At 56.8% G+C, this 15,577-nt stretch carries 13 protein-coding genes and 1 tRNA gene; 9 read left to right on the forward strand and 5 right to left on the reverse strand.

From position 1 onward, the window contains the following. A complete protein-coding gene (locus MKleb_RS18790; protein ID WP_025106738.1) occupies positions 1–1,758 on the forward strand; it encodes a DEAD/DEAH box helicase in 1,758 nt (585 codons plus the stop codon). Between the two features lie 137 nt (positions 1,759–1,895). Continuing rightward, entirely contained in the window at positions 1,896–2,180 is a 285-nt protein-coding gene (gene rplY, locus MKleb_RS18795) for a 50S ribosomal protein L25 (RefSeq protein WP_004103955.1), read from the forward strand. A gap of 61 nt (positions 2,181–2,241) precedes the next feature. On the opposite strand, the gene MKleb_RS18800 is transcribed toward rplY, so the two are convergent. Continuing rightward, positions 2,242–2,835, reverse strand: a complete 594-nt coding sequence (locus tag MKleb_RS18800; RefSeq protein ID WP_009654037.1) for an NUDIX domain-containing protein — start codon at positions 2,833–2,835, stop codon at positions 2,242–2,244. Positions 2,836–2,915: 80 nt separating this feature from the next. Here MKleb_RS18800 and MKleb_RS18805 point away from each other — a divergent pair, with 80 nt between their 5' ends. Next, on the forward strand, positions 2,916–3,674 hold the full coding sequence (locus MKleb_RS18805; protein WP_217076064.1) for a DeoR/GlpR family DNA-binding transcription regulator: 759 nt from the start codon (positions 2,916–2,918) through the stop codon (positions 3,672–3,674). A gap of 49 nt (positions 3,675–3,723) precedes the next feature. Here MKleb_RS18805 and yejK read toward each other — a convergent pair whose 3' ends face one another. Then, on the reverse strand, positions 3,724–4,731 hold the full coding sequence (gene yejK, locus MKleb_RS18810) for a nucleoid-associated protein YejK (protein WP_004122954.1): 1,008 nt from the start codon (positions 4,729–4,731) through the stop codon (positions 3,724–3,726). Between the two features lie 178 nt (positions 4,732–4,909). Between yejK and MKleb_RS18815 the strand changes: the two genes are divergently transcribed. The 5 genes from MKleb_RS18815 to eco all read left to right on the forward strand — a co-directional run bounded on the left by MKleb_RS18815 (position 4,910) and on the right by eco (position 9,120). Beyond that, positions 4,910–5,137, forward strand: coding sequence for a YejL family protein (locus tag MKleb_RS18815; protein WP_004133900.1), 228 nt, complete (start codon positions 4,910–4,912; stop codon positions 5,135–5,137). A gap of 19 nt (positions 5,138–5,156) precedes the next feature. Continuing rightward, positions 5,157–6,917: an LPS biosynthesis-modulating metalloenzyme YejM gene (gene yejM, locus MKleb_RS18820; RefSeq protein ID WP_025106736.1), complete on the forward strand. Its 1,761-nt coding sequence runs from the start codon at positions 5,157–5,159 to the stop codon at positions 6,915–6,917. A 77-nt stretch (positions 6,918–6,994) separates the two neighbouring features. Next, positions 6,995–7,071, forward strand: a tRNA-Pro gene (locus tag MKleb_RS18825). Between the two features lie 178 nt (positions 7,072–7,249). After that, positions 7,250–8,356 (forward strand): AI-2E family transporter, encoded by a 1,107-nt coding sequence (locus tag MKleb_RS18830; RefSeq protein WP_217076065.1) that lies wholly within the window; start codon positions 7,250–7,252, stop codon positions 8,354–8,356. A gap of 272 nt (positions 8,357–8,628) precedes the next feature. Continuing rightward, positions 8,629–9,120 carry a serine protease inhibitor ecotin gene (eco, locus tag MKleb_RS18835; RefSeq protein ID WP_014230206.1) on the forward strand — a complete coding sequence of 164 codons (492 nt, stop codon included), beginning with the start codon at positions 8,629–8,631 and terminating at the stop codon, positions 9,118–9,120. Between the two features lie 44 nt (positions 9,121–9,164). On the opposite strand, the gene mqo is transcribed toward eco, so the two are convergent. Beyond that, complete coding sequence (gene mqo, locus MKleb_RS18840) at positions 9,165–10,799, reverse strand: malate dehydrogenase (quinone) (protein ID WP_217076067.1); 1,635 nt, start codon at positions 10,797–10,799, stop codon at positions 9,165–9,167. A 279-nt stretch (positions 10,800–11,078) separates the two neighbouring features. Between mqo and MKleb_RS18845 the strand changes: the two genes are divergently transcribed. Then, positions 11,079–12,326 carry a SulP family inorganic anion transporter gene (locus MKleb_RS18845; protein WP_014230208.1) on the forward strand — a complete coding sequence of 416 codons (1,248 nt, stop codon included), beginning with the start codon at positions 11,079–11,081 and terminating at the stop codon, positions 12,324–12,326. On the opposite strand, the gene mgtE is transcribed toward MKleb_RS18845, so the two are convergent. Both mgtE and MKleb_RS18855 read right to left on the reverse strand, forming a co-directional pair. Further along, positions 12,289–13,725, reverse strand: coding sequence for a magnesium transporter (gene mgtE, locus MKleb_RS18850; RefSeq protein WP_014230209.1), 1,437 nt, complete (start codon positions 13,723–13,725; stop codon positions 12,289–12,291). The genes MKleb_RS18845 and mgtE overlap by 38 nt on opposite strands. A gap of 168 nt (positions 13,726–13,893) precedes the next feature. Beyond that, positions 13,894–15,537, reverse strand: coding sequence for a multidrug ABC transporter permease/ATP-binding protein (locus MKleb_RS18855; protein ID WP_025106712.1), 1,644 nt, complete (start codon positions 15,535–15,537; stop codon positions 13,894–13,896). Between the last annotated feature and the right edge of the window lie 40 nt (positions 15,538–15,577).

The raw sequence follows: 15,577 nt of genomic DNA on the forward strand, positions 1-15,577 counted from the left end.
ATGACATTTACATTACGTCCCTACCAAAAAGAGGCGGTCGACGCGACGCTCGCCTGGTTTCGCCGCCATCATGAACCTGCTGCGATTGTGCTGCCGACAGGCGCAGGTAAAAGCCTGGTTATCGCCGAACTTGCGCGCCTGGCGCGCGGTCGCGTGCTGGTGCTGGCGCACGTTAAAGAGCTGGTGGCGCAGAACCACGCCAAGTATTGCGCGCTCGGCCTGGAAGCGGATATTTTCGCCGCGGGCCTCAAGCGTAAAGAGAGCCACGGTAAAGTGGTCTTTGGCAGCGTGCAGTCGGTCGCCCGCAACCTCGACCAGTTTCAGGGCGAGTTTTCGCTGCTGATCGTCGACGAGTGCCACCGCATCAGCGACGATGATGACAGCCAGTATCAGCAGATTATCAGCCACCTTCAGCAGGTCAATCCGCACCTGCGCCTGCTGGGGCTGACTGCGACGCCTTTTCGCCTCGGTAAGGGGTGGATTTACCAGTTCCACTACCACGGCATGGTGCGCGGTGATGAAAACGCGCTGTTTCGCGACTGCATCTACGAGCTGACGCTGCGCTATATGATTAAGAACGGCTACCTGACGCCGCCGGAGCGGCTGGATATGCCGGTGATTCAATATGACTTCAGCCGCCTGCAGGCGCAAAGTAACGGCCTGTTCAGCGAGGCTGATTTAAACCACGAACTGAAAAAACAGCAGCGCGTCACGCCGCATATCGTCAGCCAAATCGTTGAATTCGCCCAAACGCGCAAAGGGGTGATGATTTTCGCCGCCACCGTTGAACACGCCCGCGAAGTGACCGGGTTGCTTCCGCAGGGCGAAGCGGCCTTAATCACCGGTGAAACGCCGGGGCCGGAGCGCGATCGCATCATCGACGCGTTTAAAGCTCAGCAGTACCGCTATCTGGTTAACGTCGCGGTACTGACGACCGGCTTTGATGCGCCGCATGTCGATCTGATCGCCATCCTGCGCCCGACCGAGTCGGTGAGCCTTTACCAACAGATCGTCGGCCGCGGCCTGCGCCTGGCGCCGGGTAAAACGGACTGCCTGATTCTCGATTACGCCGGTAATCCGCACGACCTTTACGCGCCTGAAGTGGGAACGCCGAAGGGGAAAAGCGACAACGTGCCGGTCCAGGTTTTTTGCCCGGCATGCGGTTTCGCCAATACGTTTTGGGGGAAAACCACCGCCGACGGCACGCTGATTGAACACTTTGGCCGCCGCTGCCAGGGCTGGTTTGAGGATGACGAAGGCCATCGCGAGCAGTGTGATTTTCGTTTTCGCTTTAAAAACTGCCCGCAGTGTAACGCGGAAAACGATATCGCCGCCCGCCGCTGCCGCGAGTGCGATACCATACTGGTCGACCCCGACGACATGCTGAAAGCCGCGCTGAAGCTTAAAGATGCGTTGGTGCTGCGCTGTAGTGGAATGGATCTGCAGCACGGCGCGGATGATAAAGGCGCCTGGCTAAAAATCACCTATTACGATGAAGATGGCGCGGATGTTAGTGAGCGCTTCCGACTGCATACGCCCGCCCAGCGCACCGCCTTTGAGCAGCTCTTTATCCGCCCGCATACCCGAACGCCGGGCGTACCGCTGCGCTGGATAACGCCCGCCGATATCCTCGCCCAGCAGGCGCTTCTGCGCCATCCGGACTTTGTCGTGGCGCGCATGAAGGGGCAATACTGGCAGGTGCGGGAGAAAGTATTTGATTATCAGGGCCGATTCCGCCGGGCCAACGAACTACGCTAATCGCCCTCACGTCTGAGGTTTTGGTTGCTGCAAACACCTATGGCGGCTATAATGCCGCCCGCTTTTGCATTCGCAAAGCAGATAATCTGCCTGCTGCTGGGTCGCCTGTAGCAGGATTTATATATAGAGAGACATCAATGTTTACTATCAACGCAGAAGTACGTAAAGAGCAGGGTAAGGGTGCGAGCCGCCGCCTGCGTGCAGCTAACAAATTCCCGGCCATCATCTATGGCGGCGAAGCTGCGCCAGTAGCAATCGAACTGGATCACGACAAAGTGTGGAACATGCAGACCAACGCTGAGTTCTACAACGAAGTTCTGACCATCGTTGTTGATGGCAAAGAAGAGAAAGTTAAAGCTCAGGCTGTTCAGCGTCACCCGTTCAAGCCGAAGCTGTCCCACATCGACTTCGTTCGCGCTTAATCGCTCGCTGAAAGTTGTATGGCAAACGCCCCGCTCCGCAAGGTTCGGGGCGTTTTGTTTATCAGCCGAGTAGCGTTGACCTGTTCAGCGCCAGATGCTGCAACAGCATAATTGTTTTCGCATCGACGATTTCCCCTTCGCGAATAGCCTGCAGCGCTTTTTCCAGCGGCCACTCCAGCACCTCGATGTCTTCCCCTTCCGTCGCCAGGCCGCCACCGTCGCCGCGCCGATCGTCGGCAGAGTATTCGGCAATGAAAAAGTAAAGCTTCTCCGTCACCGAACCGGGGCTCATGTAAGCGGTGAATACCGGCTCTATGCGCGTGACGCGAAAACCGGTCTCCTCTTCGGCTTCGGCAACGATGCGCGCCTCCGGAGAAGCGTTATCCAGCAGTCCGGCGGCAGCTTCGATCAAAAAGCCATCATGGCCGTTAATCCACACCGGAAAGCGAAACTGGCGAACCAGCACTACCGTTTGCTTTTCACGATTGTAGAGCAGGATCACCGCGCCGTTGCCGCGGTCGTAAGCTTCCCGGCTCTGCTCCTGCCAGCGTCCGTCCCGGCGCAATAGTTCAAAAGTATATTTCTTGAGCGTGTACCAGTTATCCGATAAAAGCGTTTCGCGGATATGGCGAACGCGCGGTGCGTCAGCGTGCATGTTTTTCCCCTTTTAGGTGACAGCGAGCAACATAACATGCATAATCGTGCACAAACAAGATCACTCATGAAGGTATTTTGATGCTCGCCAGCCAGAGAAAACAGCAGATTTTGCAGATCCTCGCCGAGGAAAAACAGGTGATGTCCGGGGATCTCAGCCAGCGCTTTAGCGTATCAGAAGACTCCATTCGCCGGGATCTGCGGGAGCTGGCCGCGGAAGGCAAGCTGCAGCGCGTCCACGGCGGCGCGCTGCCGGTTTCCGAAGCCATCGCGCCTATTGAAACAAGAAAGAACGTGCAAATCGCCTCAAAGCAGAGCATTGCCCAGCGCGCGGTTGAGCTCATTCAGCCCGGTCAGGTGGTGATTGTCGACGGCGGCACCACCACCGGGGAGATGATGCACCTGCTGCCGGATAACCTCGCGTGTACCGTGGTCACCCATAGCCCGGGGATTGCCGTCGCGCTGGTGGAAAAACCGCTCATCGAGGTGATTTTGATCGGCGGCCGGTTGTTTAAGCATTCCGTCGTCAGCGTCGGGTCTGCGGCCCTCGAGAGTATTTCCCGTATCAACGCCGATCTGTTTTTTATGGGCGTCACCGGCGTTCACCCCCGGGCGGGATTCACCACCGGTGACTATGAAGAAGCGGGCATTAAACGCGCGCTGGCGGCGCGGGCTGCCGAAACGGTGGTGATGGCGTCACAAGAAAAGCTTAACTCCGCGTCGGCCTTTGCCATCGGCGAGCTGGGGGCAGCCAGTACGCTGATCGTGGATACGATCCTGGACGAGGCGCTGCGACAGCAGCTAACCCTGGCGGGGGTAGAAATCCTCTACGCCCTGTAATACGGGTTCAGGCAAAAAAAATCCCGACTCGACGTCGGGATTTTGCGCATTAATTTCCGCCAGAAGTACGGCGCTGTAGCTGATCGCGCAGGTTCGGCGGCGTGCCTTTAATGGTTAAGGTATCCGTAGCCGGATCCCAGAACACCCGCTCGCCCAGCAGCATAGCGTCAAAATTAATGGTTAACCCGCCGCCGCTGCCGGCAAACTTGGTTAACTGACGCAGCGTGCTGCGATCCGCCGGGAAGCTCTCTTCCAGCTCGTAGCCTTGTTCGGCGGTAAATTCCTGAAAGGTCTTCTCGCTGACGCCCGCCAGCTCTTTCGACAGCGACTCCAGCTCGATTTCCTCACCGGCCTGCAGCTGCTCGTTGCAGTAGCTGTATACCTGCTGGCGAACGTTTTGACGTTCAGATTTATCCAGCTGCGCATCGGCGGCGAAATCATCCAGCGCCTGCAGCAGGCCGCGGTTCTGCGCTTTGGCGTTCAGCCCTTCGCTGGCGCCGAGGAAATCCATAAAGAAATCCGCCACCTTGCGCCCTACCCGCCCCTTCAGGAAGGTCAGATAGCGCGTTGACTCCGGGTTGGTTTCCCACTCGGTTAAATCAATACGCGCGACGATATCCGCGTGATTGATGTCCAGATAATGGGTGGAGCTGATATCCAGCTCTTCGTTGACGCGCATGCTGCTTAGGTTGTTCAGCACCGCCACCATCAGATATTCCACCGCCAGATAACGATACTGGCAAAACAGCACAATACCGCCTTCTGCAAAGGGATATTTTGCCAGTTCGTCGCGCAGGCGCCCGGTAGCGGCGCGGCTAAACGGCAGGAACGCTTCTTCGCCCTTACGCTGCCCGCGCAGCGCCTGCGCCAGCTCGCTCTCTTCATTAAACAGGCCGTAGGCTTTATTTTTTGCGCTGTAGACACGATGCAGTTCGGCCATCATCTCGACAACCGTCGCCGTCGGCTCCAGCAACGATTCGCGCAGCACCAGCTCCAGATTTTGTTCATCACGTTTGATTAACTGATGCAGGGCAATCTGGTCGATATCCAGACTCATGTTAAACTCTCCTTTTAGACCGGGCGGTATTCAACCACCGCGGGGGCAACGACGCAACCGCCGCGTGACTCTTTGCGAGCGAAGCCGCGCGCTTTTGCGTCGTGGCGAAAAAATGCGGAAAAAAAGCTGCTGCTACGGTAATATGTTGCCCTTTCACGAACAAACAGATTTTGAGTTTATGCCGCAATTATCCCGCTATAGCGATGAACACGTCGAACAGCTGCTCAGCGAGCTGACGAGCGTTCTGGAAACACATAAAGCGCCCGTTGACCTTTCACTGATGGTTCTGGGCAATATGGTGACTAACCTGATCAACAGTAGCGTCGCGCCGGCGCAGCGTCAGGCCATCGCCCGTTCTTTTGCCCAGGCGCTGCAGTCATCTATCAACGACGATCCAGCGCACTAAGGATAACGAACAACAGTATATGGTGACTCTTCGTCAGCCCTACCGAGAAAAAGTCTCCCAGATGGTCAGCTGGGGGCACTGGTTCGCCCTTTTCAACATGTTGTTGGCTATGGTGCTCGGCAGTCGCTATCTGTTTGTCGCCGACTGGCCAACGACGCTTGCCGGACGCCTCTTTTCGTACGTCAGCCTCGTTGGTCACTTCAGCTTCCTGGTCTTTACCAGCTACGTGCTGATTCTTTTCCCGCTGACTTTTATCGTCGTCTCTCAGCGCTTAATGCGCTTTATCTCGGTTGTTCTGGCGACCGTGGGCATGACGCTGCTGCTAATCGACAGCGAGGTTTTCACCCGTTTCCACCTGCATCTTAATCCCTTTGTCTGGGAACTGGTTATCAACCCCGACCAGAACGAGATGGCGCGCGACTGGCAGCTGATGTTTATCAGCGTACCGATCATTTTCCTCCTGGAAATGCTCTTCGCGACCTGGAGCTGGCAGAAGCTGCGCAGCCTGACGCGTCGCCGCCACTACGCCCGACCCGTTGCCTGGTTCTTCTTTATCTCCTTTATCAGTAGCCATCTGGTCTATATCTGGGCGGATGCCAACTTCTATCGTCCGATCACCATGCAGCGGGCCAACCTGCCGCTCTCCTATCCGATGACGGCGCGCCGTTTCCTGGAAAAACATGGCCTGCTCGACGCGCAGGACTACCAGCGCCGTCTGGTGGAACAAGGCGCGCCAGAAGCCGTCTCGGTGCAATATCCGCTGAGCGATCTGCGTTATCGCGATCTCGGTACCGGTTATAACGTGCTGCTGATTACCGTTGATAACCTTAATTATTCGCGCTTTGAGAAAAACATGCCGGCGCTGGCCGGGTTCGCGAAAGACAACGTGAACTTTACCCAGCACATGAGCTCCGGCAACACCGCTGACAGCGGCATGTTTGGCCTGTTCTACGGTATTTCCCCGAGCTATATGGACGGCGTTCTGTCTGCGCGTATCCCCGCGGCCCTGATTACGTCGCTGAATCAGCAGGGTTATCAGCTGGGCCTGTTCTCATCAGATGGCTTTAGCAGCCCGCTCTACCGTCAGGCGCTGCTGTCAGATTTCTCACTGCCCGTCGCGAAAGCGCAAAGCGACGAGCAGACGGCAAACCAGTGGATTAACTGGCTGGACCGCTACGCCCAGGATGAAAACCGCTGGTTCTCGTGGGTTTCTCTCAACGGCACTACCTTTGACGACGGGCAGCAGCAAAACTTCGTCCGCCGCTACGGTAACGCCGCGGGCGCGGTCGATACGCAAATTGGCCGCGTGCTGAACGCGCTGCGGGAAGCGGGCAAGCTGGACAATACGGTGGTTATCGTGACCGCGGGCCGTGGAATGCCGCTGAACCCGCAGCATGAGCAGTTTGGCTGGTCGCGCGAGCAGCTGCAGGTTCCCTTAGTGATCCATTGGCCGGGCACGCCGGCTCAGGAGATCGCGACGCTGACCGATAATAAAGACGTGATGACGACGCTGATGCAGCGTTTGCTCCACGTCTCTACCCCGGCCAACGAGTATTCGCAAGGTGAGGATCTGTTTAGCGCCGCCCGCCGTCGTGCCTGGGTCACCGCGGCCAATAGCGATACGCTGGCCATTACCACGCCGAAATTCACGGTTGTGCTTAATCACAACGGCACTTACAGAACGTGGAACAGCGACGGCGAGAAAATTAACGATCAAAAACCGCAGCTCAGCTTGCTGCTGCAGGTGCTGACCGATGAAAAACGCTTTATCGCTAACTGATTGATTATTTATAAATCAATCAGTCATTTCCCGGCTTGCATTCGCTTGGGGAACGGGTAATATTGTTCCCCACGAATCGGCACGTAGCGCAGCCTGGTAGCGCACCGTCATGGGGTGTCGGGGGTCGGAGGTTCAAATCCTCTCGTGCCGACCAAATTATTCACCGATTAAATCGGTAACCCCTTAAGAACCCGCACTCTCACAGAGTTTGCGGGTTTTTTAATGTCATATTTCCACCCTGTTCTAAGCGAAACGCTACCGCGACTCTGATTGTAAATCCCGGAAAAACTTCTATTATTTGACTGTACACGTCATTTTTCTGAAGGATTTACATGAGAGTTAATGGACTTACGAAAGGATTTTTCATCCCGATCGTGCTGATCGTCACCCTTGCTTTTTTCGACGTTCTCTCCCCCTATTATTCAGCCATTTTATGGGCGGCCATTCTGGCGGTGATCTTCCACCCGGTGAAGAACAAACTGCGCGATCGGCTCGGCGAGCGTAACGGCCTGGCGGCGTTTCTGACGATAGTGATTATCTGTCTGATCGTGTTTACCCCGCTGGCGATCATCCTCTCGTCGCTGGCCTTCGAGCTCAACGTGGTTTACACCAAACTGCAGCATAACGATACCCAGTTCCCGACCGTGGTAGCCAGCCTGTTTGCTCACCTGCCGGAATGGGCAAGGAGCTTCCTCTCTGAGCATAATCTTGATAGCGCGGAACAGATTCAGCGGCAGCTTTCGGACGTTGCGCTTAAAGGAGGCCAGTACCTGGCCGGTAGCGCATTCCTGATTGGTAAAGGCACGTTCGGTTTTACCATCAGCTTCGGCATCATGCTTTATCTGCTGTTTTTCCTGCTAAAAGATGGCCCGTACCTGGTCAGGCTGATCCTGGAATCCCTGCCGCTATCAAATCACGTGAAGCAGCATCTTTTCGCCAAATTTGCCGCCGTCGCCAGGGCGACGGTCAAAGGCACCGTGGCGGTCGCGCTCGCCCAGGGCGCGCTTGGGGGACTGGCGTTCTGGATCGTGGGCATTGATGGCAGCATCCTGTGGGGCGCGCTGATGGCGTTTCTGTCGCTGATCCCGGCGGTGGGTTCGGCGATTATCTGGGTGCCTGCGGCGATCTATCTCTTCGCGACCGGCCAGCTCTGGCAGGGCGCGTTTATCGTCGGTTTCTTTGTGATCATCGTAGGACTGGTTGATAACATTCTGCGACCTTTGCTGGTTGGTAAAGATACCAAAATGCCGGACTACCTGATCCTGATCACCACGATCGGCGGAATGGAAATCTACGGCATCAACGGCTTTGTTATCGGCCCGCTGATCGCCGCCCTGTTTATCGCCTGCTGGAACCTGCTGTCCGGACGCGATCACGCCGGAAACATCGATGAACTTGATGAGGATTTCTTAGAAGAGGGTAAAAATCACGAGGAGTAGCGGCCGGTATTGCACAACTTTACAGGCATAGAGCGGCATTCCTGTCAGGCAATGACCGGCACCTTAGCGGCTCTGTAATTAGTAAAACATCGCGGGGGCAGCGAGGTCAGGGGGGATACCCCTTGCTCAACCGCGATGAAATCCCCTACTCCTGCACCAATAAGCAGAATTTATAACTGGTATCTGTGAAAATTTTGGTAAACGCCACTGCCCATCAACGTAACAAATGCTAACATTATGCTGTTTATGATTGATAACAAAGGATTACCCACGTGAAAAAAATCACTACGTTTGCTGCCTCCCTGCTGGCCGTTGCCTGCATGTCCACCAGCGCCGCTGCAGCTGAGCAGCCGCTGGAGAAAATCGCCCCGTTTCCAAAGGCGGAACAAGGGATGAAGCGTCAGGTGATTCAGCTGCCGCAGCAGCAGGATGAATCCGCATTGAAAGTCGAGCTGATGATTGGCCAGACGCTGGAAGTCGACTGCAACCGCCACCGCCTTGGCGGCCAGCTGGAAAGCAAAACCCTGGAAGGCTGGGGCTACGACTACTACGTATTTGATAAAGTGACGTCACCCGTCTCAACCATGATGGCCTGCCCGGATGGTAAAAAAGAGAAGCAGTTTGTGATGGCTGGCCTGGGCGATGCGGGCATGCTGCGCTATAACAGCAAGCTGCCGATCGTGGTTTATACCCCGGCGAATATCGACGTGAAATATCGTATCTGGAGAGCGGACGAAACCATCGGCGTAGCCGTTGAGCGTTAATGCCTGAAGAGTGAATCCGGCGGCCTGCGCCGCCGGAGAAGCGCTTACAGCGCGATGTCAGCGATAGGTTTCCCTTCCGGCAGCGGCTTCAGCGTCGCCTGCGGAACGTTATCAGCCTCGGTAAGCGGCTCATAGCGCAGTTCCAGCACTTCGCTGGTCCACGCCAGCGCCTTTTCAATTTCCGCTGCGTTGCCATCCAGACGCGTACCGTAGCTCGGGATAATCGCTTTCAGTTTCGCCTGCCACTCCGCTGAGTTGATCTTCTCTTTGAACACTTTCTCCATCAGCTGCAGCATGATTGGCGCCGCGGTGGAAGCACCCGGCGAGGCGCCCAACAGCGCGGCTACCGTGCCTTCATCATCGCTGACAACTTCGGTTCCCAGGCGCAGAACGCCGCCCTTCTTCGCGTCGCGCTTGATAATCTGCACGCGCTGGCCGGCCTGCCATAAGCGCCAGTCTTCTTTGCGCGCTTCCGGATAGTACTCGCACAGCGCCGCGTGACGATCTTTGTCCTTTTGCAGCGCCTGGCTAATCAGGTATTTTACCAGATCGAAGTTATCCAGTCCGACGTTGAGCATCGGCATGATATTCGACGTGTTGGTGGAGGCCAGCAGATCCCAAAGCGAACCGTTTTTCAGGAAGCGGGTTGAGAAGGTCGCGAACGGCCCAAACAGCACCACGCGTTTGCCGTCGATAATACGGGTGTCGATGTGCGGAACCGACATCGGCGGCGCGCCCACTTCCGCCTGGCCGTAGACTTTAGCCAGATGGTGAGTCACCACTTCCGGGTTCTCACAAACCAGGAACTGACCGCCGACCGGAAAGCCCGCGTACTCCTTCGCCTGCGGAATACCGGTTTCCTGCAGCAGGGTCAGCGCGGCGCCGCCGGCGCCAATAAAGATAAATTTAGCCCTGATAACCCGTTTCTGGTGGCGATTGTTCGCATCCGCCAGCGTTACGCTCCAGCTCTTGTCGGCGTTGCGCTTAAAGCGACGGACCACGGTACCCAGCTGAAGCGAGAAATTATCATGGGTTTGCAGTCCGGCGATCAGCTGACGGGTAATTTCACCGTAGTTCACGTCGGTGCCGACTTCCGAGCGGGTCGCAGCCACCTTCTGCTGCGGATCGCGCCCTTCCATCACCAGCGGAGCCCACTCTTTAATTTGTTGATGATCTTCAGAGTAGCGGATACCGCGGAACAGCTCGCTTTGTTGTAATGCCGCATAGCGGGCGCGCAGGAAGTTAACGTTGTCTTCGCCCCACACGAAGCTCATGTGCGGCACGCTGTTAATAAAGGATTTAGGCTTTTTCAGAATGCCCCGGGTCACCTGGTGGGCCCAGAACTGACGAGAAATCTGGAAAGATTCGTTGATATCAACCGCTTTATCGATATTGATACCGTTAGCGGTTTGCGGCGTATAGTTCAATTCCATCAGCGCCGCGTGGCCGGTGCCCGCGTTGTTCCATCCGTTCGAGCTCTCTTCCGCGACGCTGGACATCTGCTCGACCATGGTAATAGACCAGTCCGGCTCCAGTTCCTGCAGCCAGGTTCCCAACGTGGCGCTCATGATGCCGCCGCCAATCAACAATACATCCGTCTCTTGCTCATGGCGGGTGTTGGTCCGAGTGTTATTGGAACCAACCGCCTGTGAGCTGGGTACGGCCATCTTTTTCTTCATCGGATTTGAGCCTTACTTTACTCGCTTTTTTATTTAGCGCAGGTGAAACGATTCTCGGCTTCAAAGGTAACACTGAAGAAAAAAAATTTAAATATTGTTTAAATTTTAAGTTGAGTTTTGAGATCTGTTATAAAAATGTTTAATAAATGTGTATCACAAATCACATTTTGTACTGGTGTCAGCGATGCATCCGCGCTATTATCCTCGGTTTTGTGACCGACCGCACGTAAGCAGCGACCGATCCCGGCCAAAATTTTTTAAATTCTGCGAACTTTTTTTATGCCCCCAGTTTCCGATTCCGCTACCTCTGGTCACGCTGGCGCATTAGGCCAGATACTGCGCTCGCCCGCGCTGCTGACGCGTGAAACGCTGGCAGGCGTGCTCACCGCGCTGGCCCTGATCCCCGAAGTCATCTCCTTCTCCGTCATCGCTGGCGTTGACCCGAAAGTTAGCCTGATTGCCTCCGTGGTATTGTGCCTGGCGATGTCGGTCCTCGGCGGCCGGCCGGCGATGGTCACCGCGGCCGCCGGCTCGGTGGCGCTGGTTATCGGGCCCATGGTGCACCAATACGGCGTCGGCTACATTCTGCCGGCGGTCGTGCTGGCAGGCGTTATTCAAATTTTGTTTGGCCTATGCGGCATGGCGCGCCTGATGCGCTTTATCCCACAGCCGGTGATGACCGGTTTTGTTAACGCGCTGGGTATTCTCATCTTTTTTGCTCAGGTACCGCATTTCTGGAGCAAGCAGCCGCTGATTATCGGCCTGTTCGTATTGACGCTGCTGATTGTCCTGTGGGCGCCGCGCTTTATTAAAGCGATCCCTTCTCCGCTGATTGCTATCGTTCTGCTGACGCTGTTTACCGTTTTCAGCGGCCAGCTGCTGCCGACCGTCGGCGATGAGGGCTCCATGAGCGGCGGACTGCCGGGGTTAACCAGCCTGATGGTGCCCCTCGACTTAACCACGCTGCGCATCATCTGGCCCTGCGCGCTGAGCATCGCTTTTGTCGGCCTGATGGAGTCGCTTTTGACGGCGAAGCTGGTCGATGATTTGACCCATACCCCTTCCAGTAAGGCGCGCGAGAGCGCCGGTCTGGGCGTCGCCAACATTCTCGCCGGGTTTTACGGCGGCATCGCCGGGTGTGCGATGATCGGTCAGACCATCGTTAACGTTGAAATGGGCAAAGCGCGCAGCCGCGTCTCGACCGTTGCCGCAGGCCTGGTACTGCTATTGCTGGTAACCGCGTTAAGCGAAGTGATGGCGAGAATCCCGATGGCCGTGCTCGCCGGCGTGATGGTGATAGTGGCGGTAAAAACTTTTAGCTGGCACAGCATTCGTCCGGCGGAGCTGGCGCGCAATCCGTGGCCGGAAACGCTGGTGATGCTGGTGACCGTCGGCGCGACCGTCGGCACCAGCAATCTGGCAATCGGCGTTCTGGCAGGCCTGCTCTCAATGGCCCTGATCCCTCGCCGTCTGCGCACTCAAGCGCAGGCTACATCAGAAAAAGCGTCGCCAGCCCAAGAAAAATAAAGAATCCCCCGGTGTCGGTAATAGCGGTAATCATCACGCTGGAGCCGACCGCCGGGTCGCGTCCCAGCTTGACCATCACCATCGGGATAATCACCCCCATCATCGCCGCCATCAGCAGGTTGAGCATCATCGCCAGCGTCATTACGCCGCCCAGCTGCGGATCGTCGTACAGCCACCAGGTGATCGCCCCCATAATCCCGCCCCAGACGATCCCATTGATCAGCGCGACGCCCATCTCACGCAGGATCAGGAACGAAAAGCTTCCCGGCTGAATATGCTGTAACGCCATCGCCCGCACGATCATGGTGATCGTCTGGTTGCCGGTGTTACCGCCGATTCCGGCGACAATCGGCATCAGCGAGGCCAGCGCCACCAGTTGCGAAATGGTGTGCTCGAAACCATCGATAACGCGGGAGGCGATAAAGGCGGTGCACAGATTGACCGCCAGCCAGGCCCAGCGGGTCTTCACCGCTTTGCTCACCGGGGCAAACACATCGTCATCGTTGCTCAGGCCGCCCATCCGGCGTAGATCGTTATCCGTCTCCTCATAGACCACGTCAACGATCTCATCGATGGTTAAACGCCCCATCAGCTTGCCGTCGGCATCAATCACCGCCGCGCTGAGTAAGTCATCACGTTCAAAGGTACGCGCGACTTTTTCCGCGTCCTCGTGCGGCTGGAAGGTCACCGGATCGCCTTCCATCACTTCCCCCACCCGCTTCTGCGCATCGTTCAGCAGAATGGTTTGCAGCTCGAGTTCGCCGAGCAGCAGCTTATTGCGGGTGGTCACAAACAGTTTGTCGGTGTTCTCCGGCATTTTCCCTAGTCGCCGCAGATAGCGCTGTACCGCCGCGAGAGTGGCTTCCGGACGAACGGTAATGACCTCAAACTCCATGATCGCGCCGACGGTATTGTCGGCGTAGCGCATCATCTGGCGAATACGCGCGCGCTTATCCGCGGGCAGCGTGGCCAGCAAACGTCCGGTCAGATCGCGCGGCAGGTGCTGCAGCAGGTAGACCTGTTCATCAATATCGAGATTTTGCAGCGCGAACAGCAGGTCGTGATCGCTCATCTCCTCGATGAGGTCGCCCCAGACGCTTTCCGATGCCTCCAGCAGCACTTCACCGCGCTTATCGTCAGCGACCAGCCGCCAGAGCGCGTTGCGCGCATCGTAAGGCAGCGCTTCGAGCGCATCGGCAAGGTCCGGAGGCGGCAGGTGGGAAACCAGCATCTCCACTTCCGCCAGATCGTCGGCAAGCGTGCTGTCATCGTAACGTTCAGCGAGGGTTAATTTACCCAGCAGCGAGGATGTGACGGCTTTATCGGTGCTCAGGAGCCAAATGAGGCGGGCGCGCTCTTCGTCACGCAATCTGGCGCTTTTTTTATGCAAAACGGACATCGGTCAGGCAATCCTTGTAAAAATATCTGTCAGACCAGCAGGCCGGAAGCCTTAAGCATAGCGCGAGGAGGCGGAAATAATAACCGCTATGAATTCAGTCGACGGAAAAAACAGCAGCCTGCGGGAAGCCCGGAGGTCGGCTGGCGCCTCCGGGACGGCGTAAAGCGATCAGGCGGTACGGGCGACCGCGTCGCGGGTCGCCAGCTCGCGCTCATTTCCGGTCAGCTCAGACAGCTGGCCGCCGCGCATTTCCAGCAGCCTGTCGGCGTGCTGAAAGTAGTGATCGTCATGGCTTATAGCAAAGAGGGTTTTACCCATCTCCTTCATCAGCGGCAGCAGCACCTGATAGAACTCACGGCGGAAATGGGGGTCCTGATCCGCCGCCCATTCATCCAGCATGATGATATCTCTATCTTCCGCTAACGCCAGCAGCAGCGCCACGCGCTTTTTCTGCCCTTTTGACAGCTTCAGGTCGAGGATTTTGCCATCGTCGAGCCGTAGCTTATGGTTCATCTGCAGATAACCCAGCCACTTCTCCACCAGCGCCGGGTCAGCCGCCTTCCCTTCCGGCCCCAGCAGTCTGTCAAACAGCCAGACGTCGGTAAACACCGCCGAGAACAGCTTGCGATAATCTTCCGGCTTATCCGCCGCCATCGGCTGCCCGTCGACCAGGATCTGCCCGGAAAGAGGCTGGTACAAACCGGTCAACAGCATAGCCAGCGTCGATTTCCCGCTACCGTTACCGCCGATGAGAAAGACCAGTTCGCCGCGCTTGAGGGTCATGTTGATCGGCCCGACCGCAAAGCTGTTGTCAGGATAATGGAAGGTGATGTCGCGCAGCTCGAGCGTCTGCCAGTGGGGATGCGCCTGCGGCTGCGGGAACTCAGCGCGGTACGGCGCGAGCGAAAACTTATTCAGCTTGTTGAATGCCACCTGCGCGCTGAGCAGAGTGGGCAGCGCGCCTACCGCCGAGAGCAGCGGCGTGCGCAGGAATAATAGGGTCAACGAGTAGGTCGCCGCCACCGCCGTATCGGCCCAGCCCAGGCTGTTGGCCATCCAGAAGACCAGGCCAATCGCGCCCAGCATCATAATATTCGACCAGTTGACCGCGCTCAGATGAAAGGTATCGGCGCGAACAATATGGTGCCGGTATTCTCGCGCATCCGGCAGATAGAGCTGATTAAACACATATTCGGCGCGCTCGCGGTTGAGAGTGAGCTCTTTGCGACCTTCGAGCACCGTCTGGTAGTCGTGATACAGCTTATCTTCGCTTTCGCGCAGCGACGCCATATGCTTATAAACCCGCGATACCAGCATAAATCCGCCCCAGATGGTCAACGCCAGCCACAGGGCGGTAACCAGCATCATTTTTCCTGACAGCCAGGCCAGATAAGCGGCGGAGCCAAAGGTCAGAATAATCCCCTGCACCAGCTCCGGCAGGCGTACGAAGGCAATGGTGATATTACGGATATCGCTGGTTAGCCCGGCCAGCAGCGACGCGCTGCCGATTTTCTCGATCTTCTCGATTTGCGTATCCAGAATGCGCTTAATAAATTCGCCGCGTAGGCGGTAAACGAAATGGTGGCCGAGCGTGGTCAGCGCCAGCTGCGAGCCGAGGGTGACCGCCATCAACAGCAATAGCAGCCCGAGAAACTCCGGCAGGACCGTCAGGGAGGTATCGACAAGGGTTATCAGGCGCAGGTTAATGAAGGCGATAAGCCCAATACCCAGCGCCGCGCTCAGCAGGCTCAGGGCAATGACGGAGATAAACGGCCAGCGATACTGGCGCCAGACAAGAAGAAGAAGTTCCATAACGCGTAATCCGGGCAAGCAAAAACAGCCAGCAGTTTAA

The sequence above is a fragment of the Klebsiella sp. PL-2018 genome (assembly GCF_019048985.1).
GTDB lineage: Bacteria > Pseudomonadota > Gammaproteobacteria > Enterobacterales > Enterobacteriaceae > Klebsiella > Klebsiella michiganensis.

Excerpts from the sequence above, each read along its gene's own strand:
- MKleb_RS18790 (WP_025106738.1), top strand. The coding sequence starts at position 1 with ATGACATTTACATTACGTCCCTACCAAAAAGAGGCGGTCGACGCGACG.
- rplY (WP_004103955.1), top strand. The coding sequence starts at position 1,896 with ATGTTTACTATCAACGCAGAAGTACGTAAAGAGCAGGGTAAGGGTGCG.
- MKleb_RS18800 (WP_009654037.1), bottom strand. The coding sequence starts at position 2,835 with ATGCACGCTGACGCACCGCGCGTTCGCCATATCCGCGAAACGCTTTTA.
- MKleb_RS18805 (WP_217076064.1), top strand. The coding sequence starts at position 2,916 with ATGCTCGCCAGCCAGAGAAAACAGCAGATTTTGCAGATCCTCGCCGAG.
- yejK (WP_004122954.1), bottom strand. The coding sequence starts at position 4,731 with ATGAGTCTGGATATCGACCAGATTGCCCTGCATCAGTTAATCAAACGT.
- MKleb_RS18815 (WP_004133900.1), top strand. The coding sequence starts at position 4,910 with ATGCCGCAATTATCCCGCTATAGCGATGAACACGTCGAACAGCTGCTC.
- yejM (WP_025106736.1), top strand. The coding sequence starts at position 5,157 with ATGGTGACTCTTCGTCAGCCCTACCGAGAAAAAGTCTCCCAGATGGTC.
- MKleb_RS18830 (WP_217076065.1), top strand. The coding sequence starts at position 7,250 with ATGAGAGTTAATGGACTTACGAAAGGATTTTTCATCCCGATCGTGCTG.
- mqo (WP_217076067.1), bottom strand. The coding sequence starts at position 10,799 with ATGAAGAAAAAGATGGCCGTACCCAGCTCACAGGCGGTTGGTTCCAAT.
- MKleb_RS18845 (WP_014230208.1), top strand. The coding sequence starts at position 11,079 with ATGCCCCCAGTTTCCGATTCCGCTACCTCTGGTCACGCTGGCGCATTA.
- mgtE (WP_014230209.1), bottom strand. The coding sequence starts at position 13,725 with ATGTCCGTTTTGCATAAAAAAAGCGCCAGATTGCGTGACGAAGAGCGC.
- MKleb_RS18855 (WP_025106712.1), bottom strand. The coding sequence starts at position 15,537 with ATGGAACTTCTTCTTCTTGTCTGGCGCCAGTATCGCTGGCCGTTTATC.